Origin of the sequence: Psychrobacter sp. bablab_jr014, assembly GCF_016464015.1 — a bacterium.
Lineage (GTDB): Bacteria > Pseudomonadota > Gammaproteobacteria > Pseudomonadales > Moraxellaceae > Psychrobacter.
On the sequence record NZ_JACDXT010000012.1, the window covers coordinates 54256 to 75129 of the forward strand.

The 20874-nt window shown below is 51.4% G+C and carries 16 protein-coding genes; 13 read left to right on the top strand and 3 right to left on the bottom strand.

The genetic code is table 11. The annotated features are described in order from the left end of the window. Positions 1-163: 163 nt before the first annotated feature. From JIE71_RS03590 to JIE71_RS03625, 8 genes are all read left to right on the top strand, one after another. Positions 164-955 (top strand): ABC transporter ATP-binding protein, encoded by a 792-nt coding sequence (locus tag JIE71_RS03590; protein ID WP_199507364.1) that lies wholly within the window; start codon positions 164-166, stop codon positions 953-955. Positions 956-1252: 297 nt separating this feature from the next. Beyond that, entirely contained in the window at positions 1253-2044 is a 792-nt protein-coding gene (locus tag JIE71_RS03595) for a transporter substrate-binding domain-containing protein (protein WP_199507365.1), read from the top strand. Between the two features lie 60 nt (positions 2045-2104). Beyond that, positions 2105-2989, top strand: coding sequence for a transporter substrate-binding domain-containing protein (locus tag JIE71_RS03600; RefSeq protein WP_228284524.1), 885 nt, complete (start codon positions 2105-2107; stop codon positions 2987-2989). Positions 2990-3321: 332 nt separating this feature from the next. After that, on the top strand, positions 3322-4041 hold the full coding sequence (locus JIE71_RS03605; RefSeq protein ID WP_199507367.1) for an ABC transporter permease: 720 nt from the start codon (positions 3322-3324) through the stop codon (positions 4039-4041). Between the two features lie 13 nt (positions 4042-4054). Beyond that, entirely contained in the window at positions 4055-4780 is a 726-nt protein-coding gene (locus JIE71_RS03610; protein WP_199507368.1) for an ABC transporter permease, read from the top strand. A gap of 53 nt (positions 4781-4833) precedes the next feature. Next, a complete protein-coding gene (locus JIE71_RS03615; protein ID WP_199507369.1) occupies positions 4834-5502 on the top strand; it encodes a fumarylacetoacetate hydrolase family protein in 669 nt (222 codons plus the stop codon). Between the two features lie 272 nt (positions 5503-5774). Continuing rightward, positions 5775-8000, top strand: a complete 2226-nt coding sequence (locus JIE71_RS03620) for a PhoX family protein (protein WP_199507370.1) — start codon at positions 5775-5777, stop codon at positions 7998-8000. A 262-nt stretch (positions 8001-8262) separates the two neighbouring features. Continuing rightward, on the top strand, positions 8263-9714 hold the full coding sequence (locus JIE71_RS03625; RefSeq protein ID WP_199507371.1) for an alpha/beta fold hydrolase: 1452 nt from the start codon (positions 8263-8265) through the stop codon (positions 9712-9714). A 143-nt stretch (positions 9715-9857) separates the two neighbouring features. On the opposite strand, the gene JIE71_RS03630 is transcribed toward JIE71_RS03625, so the two are convergent. Beyond that, positions 9858-10808: an Hsp33 family molecular chaperone HslO gene (locus tag JIE71_RS03630; protein WP_199507372.1), complete on the bottom strand. Its 951-nt coding sequence runs from the start codon at positions 10806-10808 to the stop codon at positions 9858-9860. A 191-nt stretch (positions 10809-10999) separates the two neighbouring features. Here JIE71_RS03630 and JIE71_RS03635 point away from each other — a divergent pair, with 191 nt between their 5' ends. Together JIE71_RS03635 and JIE71_RS03640 are read left to right on the top strand one after the other, a co-directional pair. Next, entirely contained in the window at positions 11000-12181 is a 1182-nt protein-coding gene (locus JIE71_RS03635; protein WP_199507373.1) for an FAD-dependent oxidoreductase, read from the top strand. A gap of 195 nt (positions 12182-12376) precedes the next feature. Beyond that, entirely contained in the window at positions 12377-12793 is a 417-nt protein-coding gene (locus JIE71_RS03640; protein ID WP_199507374.1) for a hypothetical protein, read from the top strand. Between the two features lie 421 nt (positions 12794-13214). On the opposite strand, the gene JIE71_RS03645 is transcribed toward JIE71_RS03640, so the two are convergent. Next, a complete protein-coding gene (locus JIE71_RS03645; protein WP_199507375.1) occupies positions 13215-13952 on the bottom strand; it encodes a pantothenate kinase in 738 nt (245 codons plus the stop codon). After that, complete coding sequence (locus tag JIE71_RS03650) at positions 13939-14850, bottom strand: biotin--[acetyl-CoA-carboxylase] ligase (protein ID WP_199507376.1); 912 nt, start codon at positions 14848-14850, stop codon at positions 13939-13941. Before JIE71_RS03650 ends, JIE71_RS03645 begins: the two co-directional genes overlap by 14 nt. A gap of 133 nt (positions 14851-14983) precedes the next feature. On the opposite strand from JIE71_RS03650, the gene JIE71_RS03655 reads away from it, so the two are divergent. From JIE71_RS03655 to smc, 3 genes are all read left to right on the top strand, one after another. After that, positions 14984-15787 carry a sulfite exporter TauE/SafE family protein gene (locus JIE71_RS03655; RefSeq protein WP_199507377.1) on the top strand — a complete coding sequence of 268 codons (804 nt, stop codon included), beginning with the start codon at positions 14984-14986 and terminating at the stop codon, positions 15785-15787. An 82-nt stretch (positions 15788-15869) separates the two neighbouring features. Beyond that, entirely contained in the window at positions 15870-16847 is a 978-nt protein-coding gene (locus tag JIE71_RS03660; protein WP_199507378.1) for a hypothetical protein, read from the top strand. Between the two features lie 108 nt (positions 16848-16955). Continuing rightward, on the top strand, positions 16956-20750 hold the full coding sequence (gene smc, locus JIE71_RS03665; RefSeq protein WP_199507379.1) for a chromosome segregation protein SMC: 3795 nt from the start codon (positions 16956-16958) through the stop codon (positions 20748-20750). Positions 20751-20874 lie beyond the last annotated feature (124 nt).

The window sequence follows — 20874 nt, forward strand, 5'->3', positions numbered from 1 at the left end:
GTCATAGCTGAGCCTTTTTTTTGTCAAGTCACTGATTGTACAGGCAGAATAGTTGCCTTTTTACGGTGTTTTGAGCGACAATGTGCCTAAGCTGAGCTGCACGTGACCCTAAGCGCTGCTGTATCCGCTTCTTTTTTTATATTAATTGGAAATCTGCACAACCATGCCTGAGACTGCCTCAAACTCGACCCATCCGATTGCCTTAGACTTGCAAGACATTCATAAAAGCTACGGCTCATTGGCGGTACTCAAAGGGGTATCGCTCACCGCGCATGATGGCGACGTCATCTCTATTCTCGGCTCGTCAGGCTCAGGCAAGTCAACCTTGCTGCGCTGCATTAACCTACTAGAGAAGCCGACCCAAGGCAATATCGTCATTGGTAATGAAACGCTCAAGCTAAAGGCGAACAAGTCGGGTGAGCTGCAAGCGGTCAGCAATCAGCAGCTAGAGCGTCTGCGCGCGCGCGTGGGTTTTGTGTTCCAAAACTTTAACCTATGGCCGCACAAGACTATTTTGCAAAACATCATCGAAGGGCCGACCCAAGTCCTTAAGATTAAAAAAGATCAAGCCATCAGTGATGCCGAAAAGCTGCTCGATAAGGTAGGGCTACTCGATAAAAAAGACGCCTATCCTGCCAATTTGTCAGGGGGGCAGCGTCAGCGTGTGGCGATTGCGCGCGCGCTTGCCATGCAGCCGCGTGTCTTATTGTTCGATGAGCCAACCTCCGCACTTGACCCTGAGCTGGTTAATGAAGTGCTCGCTGTGATGCGTGAGTTGGCTGAAGAAGGGCGCACCATGCTGATTGTCACGCACGAAATGCGTTTTGCCCGCGAAGTGTCTAACAAGGTGGTATTTTTGCACCAAGGCGTCATCGAAGAGATGGGCACGCCTGAGCAAGTCTTTGACAACCCCACATCCCAACGCGTTAAAGATTTTATGGCCTCACATCATTAATTCCGTCACACCTTGTCTGTACAGGTATACCGCGTGTAGTTGTACAGACACACCGTCCGATTACCTTACAGCCAATCATTAGCCTATCTACAAAATCTTTTTATTTTTTGCCTTGTTCGTAGCGTAAAATTATTACGCCATGATGTCAGCGGGTACGCAAAGCGTTTGTTTTTGATAAATGACTCAGGTATTATCAAAATTTTATCGCCCATCAATTACTTATTGCTAGTATCAGTGCGTGTTGGTATGGAAGCCCATACGCCGATTGATGTTTGCCTATCTAAGACTAAGGAACATATGATGCCTGAGACTCGCCTATTGTGGTCGTCATTAACCCTCTCGGCTGCCCTTGCCCTAAGTGCTTGTAGCGCCTCTGATAACACCGATACTGCCACTGACGCTGGCACCGAAGCCACAGGCAAGACGATTCGTATCGCTACTGAAGGCGCATACCCTCCATTTAACACCACCAATGCCGATGGCACGCTAAGCGGCTTTGACATTGATGTGGCCAACGCTTTATGTGACCAAATGCAGGCCAAGTGTGACATCGTCGCTCAAGATTGGGACGGTATCATTCCAGGGCTCTTAGCGCAAAAGTACGATGCGGTGGTTGCGGGGATGTCTATCACCCCTGAGCGCCAAGAAAAGGTCGATTTTACTGAGCCGTACTTTGCCAATACGATGGTATGGTTGACCGATACCAACAGCAACTTTGACCCCAATGCCATCAGCAATCTAACTCTAGGCGGACAGCGCTCAACCACGCCTGGCGCCTATCTACAAGACAATTATGATGGCAAAAACGGCAATACCGTGCGTCTGTATGACAACTATGACAATGCCTATTTGGATTTAAAGTCAGGCCGTAGCGATGCCGTACTGGCAGAAAAAGTCTCTGCCAAAGCATGGCTAAAAGACAACCCTGAAGGCTTTGGTATCGTTGGCGATGAAATTGACAATGATGACAATATTGCTATCGCGGTGCGTAAAGGTGACCCACTCAAAGACGAGTTGAACAAGGCCATGAGCGAAATCCGCAGCAATGGTACGCTTGAGCGTCTAGAAAAGGCCAATTTTGATCAATAGGGTGCCAATCATAGGCTACCCTCTAGTGCTTGATTTTCAACTCATATAGGAATGACCGTTATGTCACTATCAACCTCTTCTAAAGTTTTATGGCTTGCGCCGCTAAGCGCTGCCATGCTTATGCTTGCTGCCTGTAGTGGCGGCGGCGATAGCACAGACGCCAGCGCAGACAACGCAAGCGGCGAGACGCAAGGCACGCTCAGAATCGCAACCGAATCGAGCTATAAGCCTTTTAGTTATACCGATGCCAATGGCAAAGTAGTGGGTTATGAGATTGAGCTGATAGACGCACTATGCGCCGAAATGAAAGTCACTTGTGATATCAGCTCGCAAGACTGGGATGGTCTGATTCCAGGTCTAAACGCGCAAAAATTTGATGCGGCGATTGCAGGTATGTCTATCACCCCTGAGCGTCAAGAGGTGGTGGATTTTAGTGACCCGTATTATTACAGCGGCATTGTGCTTATCGGTAAAAAAGGCGATGACATCACGGTCAATGACCTAAAAGGGCAGCCAGTTGGTGCGCAGCGTGCGACCGTCGCATCGCAGTACCTACAAGATGAACACAAAGATGCCAGCATCAAACTGTACGATACCCAAGACAATGCTTATCTGGATTTGACCTCAGGGCGTACGCGCGCCATGATGTCTGACCAAGTGACTGCCGTTAATTGGCTGACGACTGATGCAGGTCAAAACTACGAAATCAAAGGTGATGAAATCAGCACCAATGATGATGCGATGGGCATTGCCTTTCGTAAAGGTGACCCTTTGGTGGCTAAGTTTAATACGGCACTTGCTGCCATTAAAGACAATGGCACGTATGACCAAATTACCAGCAGCTATTTTGGTACCAAGTCAACCGCCGCCGCACAGCCAGCTGCATCTACTGAAGCTGTCGCGACAGATACGCCAGCTGCCGCCGATACGACAGCAACGCAGTAAGCGTGATGCGTATCTAACGAGAGAGGACATGACCATGATGGTGATGTCCTTTTTTTGTGGTTAGGCCTGACGTCTCTTGCTAAATCAATGATAGCTAAGCTATTTTAGGACGCCATGCTCTCTATAAAAAAAGCATTCTCCGACGCTTTAGTCAGGGGAAAGCGCGGTTTTTATTGTTGCGTCATAACATTGCAAGTAGGGGATATGCTAAAATCACGCGTTATTTTACGACGGCCTTATTCCGTCAATGACTGATTATTGCAGTCATGCACACGGATGCGTAGGCTAGTACCTTTTTTAACAGCTTATATAAAGAGACTGAGTGGACAACTGTGTTTGACTTACAAGGATTCGGCGCGCTATTACTAAGCGGCGCTACCGTCACGATAAAGATAGCCTTGACCAGCCTAGCCATTGGTATGGTCTTGGGGCTGCTCGGGGCGACGGCCAAACTCTCTAATGTGTGGCTGCTACGCAAGCTGGCAACGGTGTATACGGCGACGATGCGCGGTATTCCTGAGCTGCTGCTCGTATTGTTTATCTACTATGGTGGCTCCATGCTGCTGATGAGCATCCTCAAACAATTTGGCTACAACGACTATATCGAGATTAGTGCGTTTTGGGGCGGGGTGATGGCGCTGTCGATTGCCTTTGGTGCGTATGCGACCGAAATCTTTCGTATGGCGATTCAGGAGATTCCTGTCGGTCAGCGGGAGGCAGCGCAAGCGATAGGTATGCGTCCTTTGCAGATTTTTTCGCGCATTACATTGCCGCAGGTGTGGCAGATTGCCCTGCCTGGTTTGGGCAATTTGTTTTTGGTGCTCTTAAAAGACACGGCGCTCGTGTCTGTGGTGGGTCTGAAGGACATCATGTATCAGTCTTCGCGAGCGGCGCAATCCACGCAGCAGCCATTTACCTTTTATATGGCAGCCGCCATCATTTATTTGGGGCTGACGATATTGATTACTGGCTTTATGATGTGGCTGGAGTGGCGCGCCAATCCAGCTGCGCGCTATGCCAAAAAACTAACCCGTCAATCGACTGCAGGGTAGAGGAGAGAGACTCATGGATTGGAATTGGCGGATTATTTTCGAGCACATTCCCGATTTGCTTGGCGGCGCGGTATTGACCACGCAGTTGGTAGTCATCTCAGGGATTGTTGGTTTGTTTTTTGGTTTGATTTTAGCGCAGCTGCGTCTGTCCAAAAGCTGGGCGGTACAAGCGCTGCCCTTTGCCTATATTTTCTTTTTTCGGGGTACGCCGCTCCTTGTACAAATCTTTTTGATTTATTATGGTTTGGGTCAGTTTGATGCAGTGCGCAACTCGTTCCTTTGGGAGCCCGTCTTAAGCCAAGCCTATTGGTGCGCCATCATTGCCTTTACTATGAATACCAGTGCGTATCTGGCGGAGATTATTCGCGGGGCGATTCAGGCGATTCCTGCAGGCGAGCTGGAAGCCGCTGACGCGATTGGCATGTCATATTGGCAAAAGCTAACACGCATTACCTTGCCGCGTGCCTTTGGTATCGTCATTCCTGCGTACAGTAACGAAGTCATCTTTATGCTCAAGGGCAGTGCGCTTGCCTCGACCATCGCGTTGATGGACATCACGGGCGTGGCGCGTACCATCAGCGCACGCACCTATACGCTGATGGAGCTGTTTTTTGCGGCAGGTATCGTTTATTTGCTGCTATCATGGGTAATCTTGTTTGGGTTTAGATTGTTTGAGAAAAAGCTCAATCGCTATATGAGCTATGAGCCACCTGATGTGGTGACGCGCACCATTCCTTAATACGGCGCGTTTGCTGTGTGGCTTTTTTATTAATAAAAAAATAAGGTGCCGTTATGAGTCAGTCGCAAAGTCAATCAACCGCAAATACCATCGGTAAAGTGGTCTGCGTTGGGCGTAACTACGCCGCGCACGCCGCTGAGCTGGGCAATAGTGTGCCAAGTGCGCCGATATTGTTTATGAAGCCTGCGTCCAGCATTGTGCATATCTATGCTAACGCCAATGACAATGTGGTTATCCGTCCAGATGAGGCGACTTATGGCGAGACGCATTACGAAGCCGAGCTGTGCGTGCAACTGGCAAAAGACTTATGCCGCGCTGATGCGTCCGAGGCGGCGAGTGCTATGGGTGCGGTAACCTTGGGGCTGGATTTGACTTTGCGCGGGCTGCAAAGCACGCTCAAAGAAAAAGGCTATCCGTGGGAGCGTGCCAAGTGTTTTGATGGCGCGTGCGTGCTTGCTGATTGGGTCGCGCCTGAGGCGTTTGGCGATTTACGCGCAGTCAACTATCAGCTGTATATCAATGACACGTTGACCCAAGATGGTGATACCCGTCTGATGCTGTTTTCGGTCTATGAGCTGCTCGCGGATATCAGTCATGCTTTTTCCTTAAAGGCAGGCGATGTGGTGATGACAGGCACGCCAAGCGGTGTCGGCGTGTTGCACGCGGGTGACAAACTACGTTTAACCCTTGGCGAGCACAGCTGGCAGGCAGTGGTCAAATAAGAAACGCCCTAAGGCAATTGTCTTGACCAATCGCTTATTTAATCGTATTACGCCCTTATATCCCAAACGCTACGGTGTTTGGGATTTTTTTTATTTTCGTTTTTATTTAATAGGGCTTTGGTGTCTTTATGCCAGTTTGTCATCAAACCGTCATCTAATCTTCAACGTTTTGTCATATAGCCAACGTAAACTCAGCCGTGATTTATTACTTTACGTGCTGTTTTGACCGACCAAATGCTTATAAGACCCCAATACAATAAGGTGACTGACTCATGACTCGCATCACTACGCCAAATGCCCTGAATAAACAAAACCTTGCCCACGAAGTGGTAGAAGACTCAAACCCAACCAACAACCCAGAGATGCAAAGCGTCATCAGTCGCCGTCTAAGTCGTCGTAATGTGCTCAAAGGCGGTACAGGCTTGACCGCGGCGGCGTTCTTTGGCGCATTGCCACTGGTTGGCTGTAGCGATGATAATAATGGCAGCCGTCCTGTGGTCGGTGCAGGGGACAATGCCGCGGTGCCTGCGTCAGGTGATTTGGCGCGCCCGACGTCACTACAGTTTAGCGCGGTTGCCCACTCAACTGCGCCTGAAATGAGCGTGGCAGAAGGCTATCAAGCGGAAATGATTTTGCCCCTTGGCACGCCATTAATGCCTGGCATTGCTGATTGGAAAGACAACCGCGAGCAGTCAGCTGAATCGTTTGAACATCGTATGGGCGACAACCATGATGGTATGTGGTTCTTTGGCAAAAATGGCAACAAATATGATCCAAAAGCCTCAGAAGGCGGCCTTTTGGTCATGAACCACGAATACGTGAACAGCGCTGAGCTGAGCCCGTTTGGTTATTATGTCCAAGAGGATAAAAACGCTGCGCCCATTTATCAAGAGTACCGTCTGGCATCGGATGTACGCCGTGAGGTCAACTGTCATGGCGTGGCCGTGGTGGAGATGAAGCGCCGCGCCAGTGGCATCGGCTACGAGATGGTGCCTGTGTCCAACTATAACCGCCGTATCACCAGCAGTACCGAAGCGATGCTGACAGGCCCTGTGGCAGGCTCAGCGTGGGTACAGACCAAGTTCGATCCGACAGGCTATAAGACACGCGGCATCAATAACAACTGCGGCGCAGGACTGTCACCATGGGGCACGTATCTGACCACTGAAGAAAACTTCTTGGGCGTGTTTGCTCGTGGTGCGGACGCCAGCCAATTAAGCGCCAAAGAAAACTACGGTCGCACCCGCTATGGCGCGAGCGAAAACTTCCCAGGCTGGGACTATCTGTGGCACACGCCGCCTGCGAGCGACGCCATCTTTACCGATGAGTTTGCCCGTTGGGACATGACCGCATCAGGCGCGAGCGCCACTGATGACCACCGAAATACCTTTAACACCTTTGGTTTTATTACGGAGATTGACCCGTTTGACCCTGTGTCTGCGCCGCGTAAGCGTACGGCTTTAGGTCGTTTTGCGCATGAAAACTGTGCCTTTGCGCCTGTCGAAACGGGCAAGCCTGTGGTGTTCTATATGGGGGATGACTCACGCGGCGAGTACATTTATAAGTTTGTCTCGACCGCGCTGTGGTCAGACAGCGACATCGGCGGCGGCTTGGCAGCGGGTGACAAATACATGAATGACGGCACACTCTACGTGGCGGTGTTTAATGACGATGGCAGCGGTATGTGGCAGCCATTGGTTTATGGACAAAACGGCTTAGACAGCAGCAATACCAATCTGCCATTTGCAGGTCAAGATGAAGTGTTGGTCTTTGCTCGTGCCGCAGCGGATGCGCTTGGTGCTACCAAAATGGACCGTCCTGAGTGGGTATCGGTCAGCCCAATCACGGGTGAGGTGTATGTGACCTTGACCAACAATAAATATCGCGGTGAGCGCGATGACCAACCTGTTGATGGCGCCAATCCGCGCAGCTATAACGGCAAAGGCAATGACCACGGGCACATCATCCGCTGGGCAGAGCAAGGCGGCGACCATGCGGCAACGAGCTTTAGCTGGGACATCTATCTGTTCGCTGCACCAAGCGACCTTGCGGCACAAAACCTATCAGGTCTTGATAACAATAACGACTTATCCTCGCCAGATGGTTTGTATTTTGACCCACGCGGTGTGTTGTGGATTCAGACCGATGACGGCGCGTATACCGATACCACCAACTGTATGCTGCTCGCCGCATTGCCTGGTCAAGTCAATGACGGTAAGCTGGTTAGCACCTCGGCAGGTCAAGAGACGCGCCTTGGGATGCAGGCTGATGATGGCAATATCAAGCGCTTTTTTGTCGGACCAGAAGGCTGCGAAGTGACGGGCATCACCATGACCCCAGACTTTAAGACCCTATTTATTAATATTCAGCACCCAGGCAATACATGGGGCGCTGTGGCAGGCGGCTCAACACCGCGCTCTGCGACCGTGATGATTACCCGTAAAGATGGCGATGTCATCTTGGCAGAATCGTTTGCTGCACCTGCTGCCAGTGCATAAAACTGCGCCGAGATAACGTTTAAACAGCACAATAGTTTTTATGTCACATTTACCACCCAATGCAGCGGCTTTGGGTGGTTTTTGTGGTTATCTATATAGACGCTATCCTACAAAGTCTGCACATCATACCAGCAGTGACATATTGACCCGCTCTGCCCAACAACGGCTATACACGAGATACAAATCCGCGCTTGGTTTTAGGGGCGTCAAACCGCTAGTATTAGCATCTAATGAACATGTTATACCACTGTATTGGGTCTTTATGAATGACAACCTGCTGAACTTCAAACGCCGCCAACGGGCAAGACGCATTGCCAAAGCAAAGCGCGCGCGCGACGCTGCGTTTGATGCTGAATTGTACGCGCAGCTGGAGTCGATAGACATGGCAGACATCGAGCCTTTATTGTCTGAGCGCCGTGCGGATGATGCACGTAAAAGCGCGCCGCAATCGATTGCGGATGTCATAGAAGGGTTGACCCAGCTGGCAACTGTAGGGGTGGTTGGTGCGACCGACATTACCGAAGCGCTGCATCGGGAGATTATTCTGCGGCCGCTTGGGCGCTTGAATGAAAAAAACATCAATAAATGGCCGACAGGTTGTATTGGCCGCGTTTATGGTGGGGTGCGCAGTCTGACCACATTTGTGGGTGACAACATGACCTCTGGTATGCGCTGGTACAATCAGTTGCGCCCAGCCAATAAGCCTGTATCTACACGTTTAAAACGCCTGATTAATGTCTTAAATGGGGTGATGGGTGACCATTTGGTGCGTCTAAAAAATCCTCTTGCCATCAGCATGAGCCTGTATGATTATACAGGTCAGCGCCCAAAAGCACCGCTGTCAGGTCGGGTAATTATCTTATGTCATGGGCTGTGTATGAGTTATTTGAGCTGGGAGAACAGCTACGGCGACAGCTTAGGCCGCTATTTGCATGACGGTCTTGAAGGCACGACGGTCTTATATCTGGACTACAATACAGGGCGGCGCATTTCGGATAATGGCCTCAGTTTGGCGGCTGAATTACAGACGCTCGTCACCAAGCATCCCGACATTACCCAAATTGATTTAGTAGGGCACAGTATGGGCGGTTTGGTGGCGCGCAGTGCGCTGTTTTATGCGCGTCTGCAAGGGGACAGCTGGGCGCAGCGCGTGGGCAATCTCATTACTTTAGGCTCGCCACATCATGGCGCAAGCCTTGAGCGTATCGGCTACTATATTCATGATTTGTGGGCGCGTATTCCGTTCGCCAGCTCGTTTGCTAAGCTTGGTGATTTGCGCAGTGCAGGCATTATTGACTTGCGTTACGGCAGTATCCGCGAAGCCGATTGGCAATCGCTTGAGGGGCGAGGCATCTTGCCACCAGAGTTTTTACATCCCGCGCAGCTGCCTTTAGACATTTACAGCTATTTTGTGGCAGGTACGCTGATGGAGGAGCATTACGACGCCCGCGCCAGCAGTTTTTTGGGTGATGGCTTGGTCACAGTCGCTTCAGCGCTTGGCGAGGCAGAAGATGACGAGCATGTACTCTTTGTGCCTGAGTCGCACAAGGCAGTGTTTTACGGTGTCAGTCACTACAACTTGTTGTACAACGAGCGTATTCATCAGCAAGTATTGCTTTGGCTAAAAGACAATGGGCGACAAGTGCTTGATGATGATTATGCCTTACGTGGGCGCATTCATTCTTATCCTGAGCATTTTGAATTGTTGTGGTAAGAGCAGCTTACAAGCTCATCATTATTTTTTTAAATACAAAGACCGCCCATAAAAAAACACCGCGTTTCTCTTTTTAGAGGCGCGGTGTTTTTTTAAGTGCTGTCAGTCATGTCTTAGCATAACTAAGCGTGAGGGTAAGGCTGTTATTCAGCAAAAATCTCTTGCACATCAGCGGTATCAAAGCGGTAGACCGCGCCGCAAAAGCCGCAATCCATCTCAAATATGCCGCCCTGTTCTTCAACGATGTCCAAGGCTTCGCTTTCGCCGATTTGCTCAATCGCCATCGCGCATTTTTCTTTTGAGCAGGTACAGCCAAAGCTGAGCGCCGCCGACTCAGGCAATACCACTTCTTCTTCATTATACAAGCGGTACAAAAGCTCGGTCGCAGGCAGGCTGGTCAGCTCTTCAGGCTTGATGGTACGCGTCAGCATGGATAAACGTGGCCATAGGTCGCTATCGACTTTTTCTTGCTCTTCATCGTCACGACGCGGCAATAGCTGCACTAGGATACCGCCCGCTTGCAAGCCGTCTGAGGCAAGGCTAATCAAGGTCGGAATCTGTGCCGATTGCTTTTGATAATGCGCAAGGCAGTCAGCAAGGTTGTCATGACTGCGCTCAACGATACCTTGATAGGCTTCGCTGCCCTCAGGGTGAATGTTAATAAATAACACGCCTTCGCCCATTGCGCCCAATTCTGCAAAGGCTTCTTTGGCAAGGGTTTTTTCGTTCCATGCTTGCACTTGTTCTTCGGTGTCCGCTTTCCAGCTGGCAAGCGCACGAATCACGCCGTCGTGGTCGCACTCTGCCATTGCCCAGTTGAGCAGGCTGTTGTCATCAGACGATTGCAGCTGAATCGATAGGCGACCGTTGACCTTGAGCGTACCAATCAATAGGCTGGCGGCGGTCAGCATTTCCCCAAGCAAACGCTTGATGGCTTCAGGGTAGGCTTTTTGCGAAATGATGGTCGCATAGCTGCGCGATAGGCGCACCACGTCACCACGGACGGGCGAGTTTTCGATAAAAAAGCGCTGGCGAATGTCGTTGTGATAGGCGTCGGCAGCTGAGATTTGGTGGTCTGTCGTGTCTTGTGTCATAAGGGTTGTATACCATTAAGAAGTTGCTAACTTTATGGGGACACGCGTGCATTTATCAAGCGCTTACCTGTGCTGCTAGAGAGGTGAGCTGGGTGGAGATAGCTGCTACAATAGCGCCAGTCATGCTGCCAAGTCGTGCGCTGGCAGCTACACAGTTGAGAGCCATAAAACAAATCAATAAGGAAGTCGTTATGAGTAGCGAGCAAACGAACCAGCAAGGCGTGGTGGTGATTGGGGCAGGTCTGGCAGGCTGGCATGTGATTGATGCCATCCGTAGTAAAGACAAAGACGTGCCGATTACCCTTATCACGGCGGACAATGCCGACCGCTATCACAAGCCGATGCTGACGATGGCAATCAGCCAAAACAAACGCGCCGCCGACCTTGTGCGCGCCAGTGGGGCAGATGCCGCGAGCGCGAGCAATGTCAATTTGCTTGCCCATACCATCGTGACCGACATCCATGCGGACAACCAGACCATCAGCATCAAGCCTGCAAATGCGGAGGGTGACAGCTCTGAGACCATCGGCTATGACAAGCTGGTCTTAGCCATGGGCGCGCATCCGATTTTTCCGCCGAGTTTGCCGCGTAATGTGGTCTGGCACGTCAATCATATTGAGCAGTTTGGGCGTTTGCAAGATGAGCTGGCAAGCGGCAGCCAGCGCGTGGCGATTGTCGGTGCGGGTATGGTCGGCACCGAGATTGCCGAAGATTTGCTCAAAGCAGGGCACAAGGTCACCTTGATTGACCTAAACGATGCGCCTTTATCACAGATGCTACCAGCGACCGCCACGGCGCGTATTGCCAAGGCGATTGATTCACAAGGCATTCGCTTTTTGGGCAATACCCAAGTCAATAACGTCAGCCGTTTGGACAATGGCGCCTTGCAAGTGGACTATCAGCATAATGATGCTGATGAAGATAACGGCTTCTCTATCGAAGTTGACCACGTCATTGCCAGTACAGGCTTGATGGTTGATGAGGCGTTGCCGAGCGCTGCAGGTGTGGGCTTCGACCGCCGCACGGGTATTACCGTGGATGCCAGCACCTTGCGCACCGACGCCGACCACATTTACGCCATTGGTGACTGTATGTCGATTGATGGTGTGCCCTGCCGTTATGTCGCGCCGCTACGCGCGCAGGCGGCGACCATCGCGGATGATATCTTGGGCGCAGAGCACGCAGGCTACGCGCACAAGCCGCCGATGATTCGCCTAAAAAACAAAGCCATCTCGGTCATGGCGACAGGTACGCCGCACGTCTCAGGTAACTGGCAAACCACCACCGAAACCGAAGACGAGCTGGTCATGGAGCGTCTTGACGATGCGGGTAACGTCATGGCAACCGTGACGATTAAGTCGCCTGCGGCTTAATTCCTCACGTTTCGTTTAAGCAAACGATTCAAAAACCGCGCTGGCATAAGCTGGCGCGTTTTTTTCTTATTTATAAATTGATAAACAAAAGTAAATTTAAAAATAAATTATGCTATAGTACACAGCACAAGAATGATGGCCTTTCTTAATATTTGCGTATTTTGGTTATATTTTAATAAGGAATTTACTGGTTTTATGTCTGTTTATTTTCGAGCTGGTTTTATAAAAAATAGCGTGGCGGCAGCGCTATTATTGGGTGCAATGGCGACGGCAATACCCAGCCATGCCGAATTGATTGAGGATTCAAAAACGGTGATACGCTTTAGCTCGTCAGATGCGCGCTGGATTAGACCGCCTAACTTTTCCGAGCTGAGTTCCCATCGTGAATTTCTGCATAAAGAGATTGCGCTTGAGGTCTCTATGACAACGAATAAGCAAGGCGATATTACATACGTGCGGATCACCACTAATACACCCACACTCAGCGAAGAGTCACGTCTCATGTTAGAAAGAATAGTCAAAAAAGCATTTTATCGCGCTAAAGTATCACCGTTCGTCATCGATGGCCATGCTGTCGAGGGCATGGTAACAGTACCTGTTAGACTGCAATAGATAAGGAATAAATAAAAAATGAGGCTGCTTAACAGCAAACTTTTGAACAGGATGGTTGTGAATGCTTTGCTGATTAGCAGCGTTTTGACCGTGATGACACCCAGCCATGCCGAACTGATTGAGGACTCAAATACGGTGATACGCCTTAGTGCGTCAGATGCGCGCTGGATTAGACCGCCCAACCTCTCTGGTATTTTTATTAATAAGTCAGGTAAGGATATTGAAATTTCGGTAACATTTTTAGTCAGTACCACAGGAAGTATACACAACATAGCAATTAATGGCAGCATAAGTAGAAGAGAAGCATACGACTTAAAAGAGGCGTTTTTTCGTGCTCGGCTCAAGCCTTTTATGAAAAATGGCGTCGCGGTACGAGGCGTCGCGACCTTGGCAATAATCATCGAAGCGGATGAGTATTATCCTACTCATCCGCAGGCTGACGTCTGTGCTCAAAATAGCGCGCCAGACCGCCCAGCAGCAGATTGTCGCGCAGATGCACAGGGCGAGAGATATGCTGAGCAATAATGCTGGCATCGCCGCCTGTCATAATCAGCTCAAAGTTCGGATGACGGCGGTGGATTTCGTTGACCGCGCCGACGATGGACAGCAAAATCCCGCGATGCACCGCGTTTTGTGTGTTGATGCCTTGGTCAATGCTGTCAAAAGTACCGTTTGAAATGCTGATTTGCTTGGTGCCCGAAAACAAGGCCTCGCGCTGCAAATAGATATTGGGAAAGATATAGCCGCCCAAATGCTCGGCATGGTCGATTAAGTCAATGGTCACCGCCGTACCGCAGCCAATCACGCATTGGCGCTTTTTTTTGTCCACCGCGCCGAGCATCTGTAGCCATCTGTCCACGCCCAGCTGATTGGCGTCGTAACGGCTTGAGAGCAGCGCATGATTGGCATCGACATGCACAAACTCAAAGGGAATGTCTAAGCGGCTCAAGGTTTCTGCCACGCGGGTATTAATCGCCGCGCCCAGCACCGAGGAGATACCGATAAAATCAGGTGCGTAGCGCTCAAAGCGGTCGGTCAAACCCATCAACAGCTCAGCAGGCGACTGCAAATGCTGCTTGGCATCATGCGCGACAATCTGTCCGATATCATCGGTCAGCCAGTATTTTAACCGCGTGTTTCCCAAATCAAGCCAGAGCATGCGTATCCTTTTTCGCGTGAGGGTCGATGACATCAATGCGACCTGTGAATAATGAAATGACCTCGCCGTCAGCCAATACCAAACGCAAGCAGCCGTGCGCATCAATGCCATCGGCGCGCCCCGTTACCGTGCCGTCTGCCAGTTGTCCTGATTCGCTGATGCGCAAAGTCTTGCCGCGCAACACATCGGCGGCGGCGAACTCGCGGAGTATTACTTGCTCGGCTGCATCGGTGTCATCAACTGAGAGGGCAATAAATTGCGCGACCGCCTGGGTTAAGGCATTGCTGAGCTGTGCGTATAAGTCAGGCAGCGTAGGCGCAGTAATGGGCGCTGGCAAGTCATTGATGATGTCTTGCACGCTGATGGCGTGATAGCTCATGCCTTCAGCGGTGCGGGCGGTCAGCTGCGGCGTGGTTTGCACATTGACGCCGACGCCGATGACGATGCCAACCAGTTTGCGCGCATACCACACAGGCTCAATTAAGATGCCTGCCAGTTTTTGAAAGTAGGGCAGCCCTGTTGCCGTATCCGCTACGTCTTGATAAAAGCCCAAATCGTTTGCCCATTTTACGCCGATTGCGGGTGCATTATCAGCCCGTGCGTCATTTAGCATTTGAATAATCGGCATTGCTGCAAGCTTGCTGCCGATAATCAGCGATAAAATGCCGCTGAGAGGTACGGACAGCGGGTGATAGAGGGACAGATACACATTGCCCTTGGGCGATTGCCATGAGCGCCCATGCTGTCCGCGCCCGCCTGATTGGGTGTCTGCGGTCAATAAATGTCGGTGCGTGCAGGCCAATTCGCCCGCTTGCAGCGCGGCAATCAGCTCGCTGTTGGTCGAGACACTTTGCGCCACATGGCGATGAAACAGGGGCGGCGTATGGGCAGCGGACATGAGGTACTCATTTGTATCGGGCGGTGAGAGGGGCAGCGTTGCTATGTGAGGCGGTCACGCTTGGCGCGTGCGTTTGCCGAGCAAGTTGGCTATTATGATACAAAATTTTGTGCGATGAAAGGTTGAAGCGATAATGTTATATATGTGGTTTGTTATCGCAGGCGCGTTTGCGGGTGTCTGTGCAGGACTGTTCGGTGTGGGCGGCGGTATGATTATCGTGCCTGCGCTGGTGTGGATTTTTACCGCCTATCAGATGCCGCCCGACGTCATCACTCATATGGCGGTCGGCACGTCACTCGCGACCATCATCGTCACCTCTATCAGCTCATTAAGCGCGCACCACAAGCGCGGCGGCGTGCGCTGGGATATCTGGCGATATATGGCGGGCGGCTTGGTCATCGGCAGTATCGTCGGTGCAGGCGTTGCCGATAATATTAATGGCGATGCTCTCCAAGCCATCATCGGTGCAGGCGCATTGCTCGTCGCCTTTAAAATGCTGTTCATCCCCAATAAAGAACAACTGGGCAAACCCTTGCCACCCAAAAGCATCCAATTTGGCGCGGGCACAGGCATTGGACTGGCGTCCTCTATCTTTGGTATCGGCGGTGGCAGCTTGACCGTACCGTTTTTAAACTGGGCGGGACTGCCTATGCGGCAATCGGTCGGCACCTCAGCGGCGTGCGGTCTGCCGATTGCGGTGGCGGGCGCGCTCGGTTTTGCGTGGTTCGGTCAAGACGTGCAAAACCTGCCTGATGGCGCGGTCGGCTTTGTGCATATCACAGGCTTTTTCTTTATCTCGATTGCCAGTTTTATTATGGCAAAGCTCGGCGCAAAATGGGCACATCAACTACCAGCGGCAACCTTAAAACGCGCCTTTGGGATTTTGCTACTGATTGCAGGCGGTCAGTTGTTGTTAAGCGGGCTTGGGGTGTTTTAATAACAATCTTGTGAAACAGTCATATCAGTATTAATGTCATCTTGTGGTCTACAAACAAACCTAACTGCGAAGAAGCATGATCATGAAAGCAGCAGAGAAATATCGCAAAGTATTTGGCTCAATCAGCCATCTTAAAGAGCAGTTGCCGTGGACTACAGGCTTATCCAATATGGCGGAATTTCTCGTTTGGGAGCCGCAGCGCGTTCTTGGCGTCAGTAAAAAACAATATGTACAACAGATCATCAAATGGGCAACGCAGCCAGAATTAAGCGGTAAAAGCTTTGCAGAAATAGAGAAAGTAGTTAATAAAAAACTCATTCAAGAAATGCAAGCATCCGAGCAGTTAGAGACCTATTCTGAGCAAACGACTGGGATTTGTAACGCTCGAGAAGCTGTTCGCCGTATGACGTTTTTTTCTGAGGCGTATCTGAATAAAGAGTTCGATATCTTTCTCAGTTTATGCAGTGATGTTTATCTAGACTTGTTTTACAGTCAATTTATTGATTTTAATAAAGGCGGGTCATGGTCAACGCATGGCAACAGTTGCTTGTTTGAATATAGCACTGAGCTACAAAGTATGGCGATGGACAATCTCGCCTATAACCACCATGCAAATATCTTGGTTGCTAATGAGCTAAAACTTAATGGCAGTAAAAACCCTGACCAAATCTTAAAATACTGCCTAATGTATGCGCATTTATTGGATAAAGGGTTTATCAAAAAGGACACCAAATTTTTGCTGCTATTTATTGGTAGTAAAATGTTGGTAGGAGACAAGCAAAGCCTCGTTGCGCAAGAGATTGAGCGGTGTCAGAGCAACCCTAAAAAGTATCAATATCTATTAAAAGAGACGCTGCAAGACGTCATTGCGCATGTAGACGTCATTGGCAGTACATGGACAGCGCTGATTGATTTTAATGAAGCTTATTTAACACAGTCGATGCCTTGCCAAGTCGAGCGAAAATTGCTTCAAGGTTTTAATCAGAGCTTACGGAAAAAATCCTTTATGGCACTGGCTGACCAAAAACGGGCTGAAATAAAGAGCGGCTCAACAGATTAGCGTGCTGGGCGCTCGCTTAAGCTAAGAACACTTCCACAAACCCTAAAAACCAAGCGCGATTTACGTTAAAATGGCGCTTGGTTTTTTTTGTAGATGAATTGACACGCCATGCGCCTAAAATCCTTAAAATTGGCAGGCTTTAAGTCTTTTGCCAATGTCACGACGTTCAATTTTCCCAAAGGCATTACCGCCATCGTTGGCCCGAACGGCTGCGGCAAGTCCAATGTGATTGACGCCATTCGCTGGGTGCTGGGCGAGACTTCAGCAAAGCAGCTGCGCGGCGGGGCGATGAGTGATGTGATTTTTGCAGGGACAGAGTCCCGCGTCGCCAAAAGTGTCGCCAGTGTTGAGCTGACTTTTGAGCACACCCAAGACGAGCACACGGGCATCCGCCACGAGCTGAATCTGTATCACGAACTGTCGGTACGCCGTCAAGTCAATAAAGAGGGGCGCTCGGATTATTTTATCAATGGCACGCGCTGTCGCCGCCGCGATGTGGTGGATATCTTTTTGGGCACAGGCTTGGGCGCACGCAGCTATGCGGTGATTGAGCAGGGCATGATTGGGCGTATTGTTGATTCTAGCCCGTTGCAGCTGCGCGAGTTTATCGAAGAGGCGGCAGGCGTGTCGCGCTATCAGGTTAGACGCGAAGAAACCTACAAAAAACTTGAGCAAACCCGTGACAATCTGGCGCGCCTACACGACATCCAAAGCGAGCTGACCCAGCAGCAAAAACGCCTGAGCAAACAAGCCGAAAGCGCCAAAACGCACGCCGCCTTAACCTTGGAACAAAGCGAATTGGCACAAGCGCTCAGCATCCAAGCGCTCTACCGCGCCAAACAAACACAAATGACGCAAAAGGCGCAAAAGAGCCAGAGCGAAGCCGCCGCCAGCGAACAGCAGCAGGCTTATGCCTTACTCAAACAAAAACAAGACACCCTAAGCGCGCGCATTAATGAGGCACAGTGGCTCAAAGACGAGGCGCAATCGAGCTTTTATGAAGAAAAGCTCGCGCACCAACAAAGCGAGCATCAGCGCAATGAGCTTGCCGCCCAGCTTACGCAAATCAACGAGCAAATCACCCAAATTGAGCGTCAGCGCGAGCGTCTTGATGCCGACATCGAGCGCCTAGAGGCAGAGACTGCGGCGCAAGCGCAAAGCCTGAGCGAGCTGCGCCCTCAACTGACCGAGATTACCGAGAAGCGCGCCCGCTATGAGTCTTCTAGCGCGCCACTACAAGCGGCGTGGGATGACGCAAAACAGACCTTGCACCAACTAGAAGAACGCCTGCGTACCCTTGAGCAGCAGCGCGCCATTGAGCGCGAAGCACAAAAGCGTCTTGAACGCAGTGAGCACAAATGGACGCAGCAGCAAGAGAGCTGGCAAAATCGCCTCGCGCAGCATCAAGCGCAATGTGAGGGGCAAAAGAATGACGACAGCGCCGATAGCCTAAAAGACAGCCGTGCGCATATCGACACCCTAAATGCGCAGCAGCAGGCGCTACAAGAGCAAATCCAAGACACTGAGCCACAAGCCGCCAAATTGCAAGCCGCACTTGACGAGCTTACCCGCGCGCACAGCAATGATGAAAAGTGCCATGCCACCTTAGCGGGCGAATATGACGCCCTGCACCGAATTCTTCATCCCGCACCGACCAAAAACGCGCCTAGCCAAGCGAGCAGCCTAGCCAACAGCGCCACCCCATACGCGGTCGAGGCACATATTCAGACCCTACGCGAGCACATTGAGCTGACCGCAGCGGGACAAGCGCACGCTGCCACCTTGGATACATGGCTTGAAATGTTACTAGAGACGCACGTCTTGGACAGCAAAGCCTTGAGTATCGATGCGTCATTAGGCGCATTATTGTGGCAATATCAGCAAGGCGTTGAGACAGACAACGGCCGCGACAATAACAGCAAGAACAATAAAAACAGTGCTCAGGATAAGAAAAGCGGCGCCCATATCGGCTTGTGGCTACCCGCGCAACAGACAATCAAAGCTGCTGAGAACTTGCCGCCCGATGTGTTCGCTGTCCGTGAGTTAATCAAAGCGCCTGCACTGTCCATTTTTCAGCATTGCTATCTGTACGCGCCTACCACCGAGAGCGACAGCAGTACACTTGCCGCTATCTTGGCAGGCTTGCCGCCGCACGCTTTACTGCTCACCACCGATGGTTGGCTGGTCAGTACGCATGGCACATGGCATTTGCGTAAGCTGATGGGCAAAACCGACACCAGCAGCGCCTTTTTAAGTGAGCGCCTTGCCCAGCGTCATCGCTTGACTGAACTCGAAGACGCGCTCGATACGCTTGAGGCGGCGATGGACACGCGCAGTAAAACCATCAAAGCGCAGACCCGCGACTATGACGCCATCAAAATTAACCTCGAAGAATTGCACGCCCAAAGCCAGCGCTTAACCCAAGACATTCACCGCGCCGAGCAAGCCTACAGCGCGCGTAGTGCCGCCTTTGAGCGCAACCAAAGCGCTGCCCAGCGTTTGGATTCGGACAAGGCGCTGCTCGATACTGAGAAAAAAGAGCTGGATGACGAGCGCCAAGCGATCACCGACAGCATGGATACACTGCAAGCAAGCATCAACGAGTTGACGCCCAAGCTGCACGCCGCACGTGCCGCTTGCGACAGTCATCAAGCCGAGCGCCAAGCCATGAGCCAAGCGCGCCGCGCCGATGACGACACCTATCAAGCATTGCAGCTAAATATCCAGCAGCAAGAAATCCGCCACGAGCACAGCAGCAGCAGTCTGGTGCAAGCCAAAGAGCGCCACTACCAAGCAGGACGCAAAGCGCAAACGCTACTTACGCGGCAAAAACGCTATCAGCAGCAGCTGCCCGAGCTGACCGCCGAGTGCGCCCGCACCCAAGCCGCAAAAGACGCCAAAACCGCGCTGCTCGCCGAGCGTGAGCAAGAGTTAAGCACGCTAAAAGCTGACTACAGCACCCGCCAAGCCGCCCTTGATGCTGCAAGCGAGCTGCTGCAAGTCAAACAGCACGCCGCTGCCGAAGCCGCCACCGCCTTAGCGCTCAGCAATCAGCGCCTAGAAGACGCGCGCGCGCATACCGAAGCCGCTATTGCCGCTTATCAAAAACATAGCCGAAGCGATAGCCAAAAACAGGACAGCCAGCCTCAGCACGTTGGCTCACTGCTCAGTGATTTTATTGCCCATCCGCATCGCCTAAGCGAAGACAAGACCGCCGAGCTGACCGCTCAATATGACGCGGTGACGCGCAAGCTGTCGCGTATCGGTGCGGTCAACCTTGCTGCTGCCGCCGAGCTTGCCGATGTGGAGGCGCGCCTTGAGCCGTTAGAGGCGCAAACCACCGACATTCGCCAAAGTATCGAGACATTAAGCAGCGCCATCAGCGCGATTGATGAGACCACCAAAAGCCTGTTTATGCAGACCCTGAGCGCGGTTAATGCTGAGCTTGAGCGTCTGTTTGCCAAAGTATTCGGCGGTGGTAAAGCCAGCCTCAGTCTAAACATTGACGAGCTGCCCGCTGGCACGCCAAAAGCCGAGCACTGGCGCGCAGGTCTGACACTAATGGCACAGCCCAAAGGCAAGCGCAACAGCCGCCTTGCGGTACTCTCAGGCGGGGAGAAAACCTTGACCGCGCTCAGCCTAATTTTTGCAATTTTTAAGCAGCATCCCGCGCCGTTTTGTGTGCTTGATGAGGTCGATGCGCCGCTTGATGATGCCAACGTGACGCGCTTTACCAGCCTGATTCACGAGCTTGCCGAAGAGGTGCAGTTTGTCTTTATTAGCCATAACAAATTGGCCATGCAAATCGCGCATGAGTTAAAAGGTATCACCATGCCGACGGCGGGTATCTCGACTTTGGTCAGTGTGTCGCTCGACGAGGCGGCGCAGTATATCGAGAGCTGATGGTAGCGCGAAAGACCGCGCCCTATGTGCGCTATAGACCGAAATCGGCACTTGACAAAGCGCATGAGAGAGACAAAATATAGGCGGTACTTGGCGCACGCTGAGCGCGACAATGTGGTGACGG

Bases quoted from the DNA above. Each gene is read 5' to 3' on its own strand.
- JIE71_RS03615 (WP_199507369.1), top strand. From the start codon at position 4,834: ATGAGTCAGTCGCAAAGTCAATCAACCGCAAATACCATCGGTAAAGTG.
- JIE71_RS03600 (WP_228284524.1), top strand. From the start codon at position 2,105: ATGTCACTATCAACCTCTTCTAAAGTTTTATGGCTTGCGCCGCTAAGC.
- JIE71_RS03645 (WP_199507375.1), bottom strand. From the start codon at position 13,952: ATGCTCTGGCTTGATTTGGGAAACACGCGGTTAAAATACTGGCTGACC.
- JIE71_RS03610 (WP_199507368.1), top strand. From the start codon at position 4,055: ATGGATTGGAATTGGCGGATTATTTTCGAGCACATTCCCGATTTGCTT.
- JIE71_RS03595 (WP_199507365.1), top strand. From the start codon at position 1,253: ATGATGCCTGAGACTCGCCTATTGTGGTCGTCATTAACCCTCTCGGCT.
- JIE71_RS03655 (WP_199507377.1), top strand. From the start codon at position 14,984: ATGTTATATATGTGGTTTGTTATCGCAGGCGCGTTTGCGGGTGTCTGT.
- JIE71_RS03635 (WP_199507373.1), top strand. From the start codon at position 11,000: ATGAGTAGCGAGCAAACGAACCAGCAAGGCGTGGTGGTGATTGGGGCA.
- JIE71_RS03620 (WP_199507370.1), top strand. From the start codon at position 5,775: ATGACTCGCATCACTACGCCAAATGCCCTGAATAAACAAAACCTTGCC.
- smc (WP_199507379.1), top strand. From the start codon at position 16,956: ATGCGCCTAAAATCCTTAAAATTGGCAGGCTTTAAGTCTTTTGCCAAT.
- JIE71_RS03660 (WP_199507378.1), top strand. From the start codon at position 15,870: ATGAAAGCAGCAGAGAAATATCGCAAAGTATTTGGCTCAATCAGCCAT.
- JIE71_RS03625 (WP_199507371.1), top strand. From the start codon at position 8,263: ATGAATGACAACCTGCTGAACTTCAAACGCCGCCAACGGGCAAGACGC.
- JIE71_RS03590 (WP_199507364.1), top strand. From the start codon at position 164: ATGCCTGAGACTGCCTCAAACTCGACCCATCCGATTGCCTTAGACTTG.
- JIE71_RS03630 (WP_199507372.1), bottom strand. From the start codon at position 10,808: ATGACACAAGACACGACAGACCACCAAATCTCAGCTGCCGACGCCTAT.
- JIE71_RS03640 (WP_199507374.1), top strand. From the start codon at position 12,377: ATGTCTGTTTATTTTCGAGCTGGTTTTATAAAAAATAGCGTGGCGGCA.
- JIE71_RS03650 (WP_199507376.1), bottom strand. From the start codon at position 14,850: ATGTCCGCTGCCCATACGCCGCCCCTGTTTCATCGCCATGTGGCGCAA.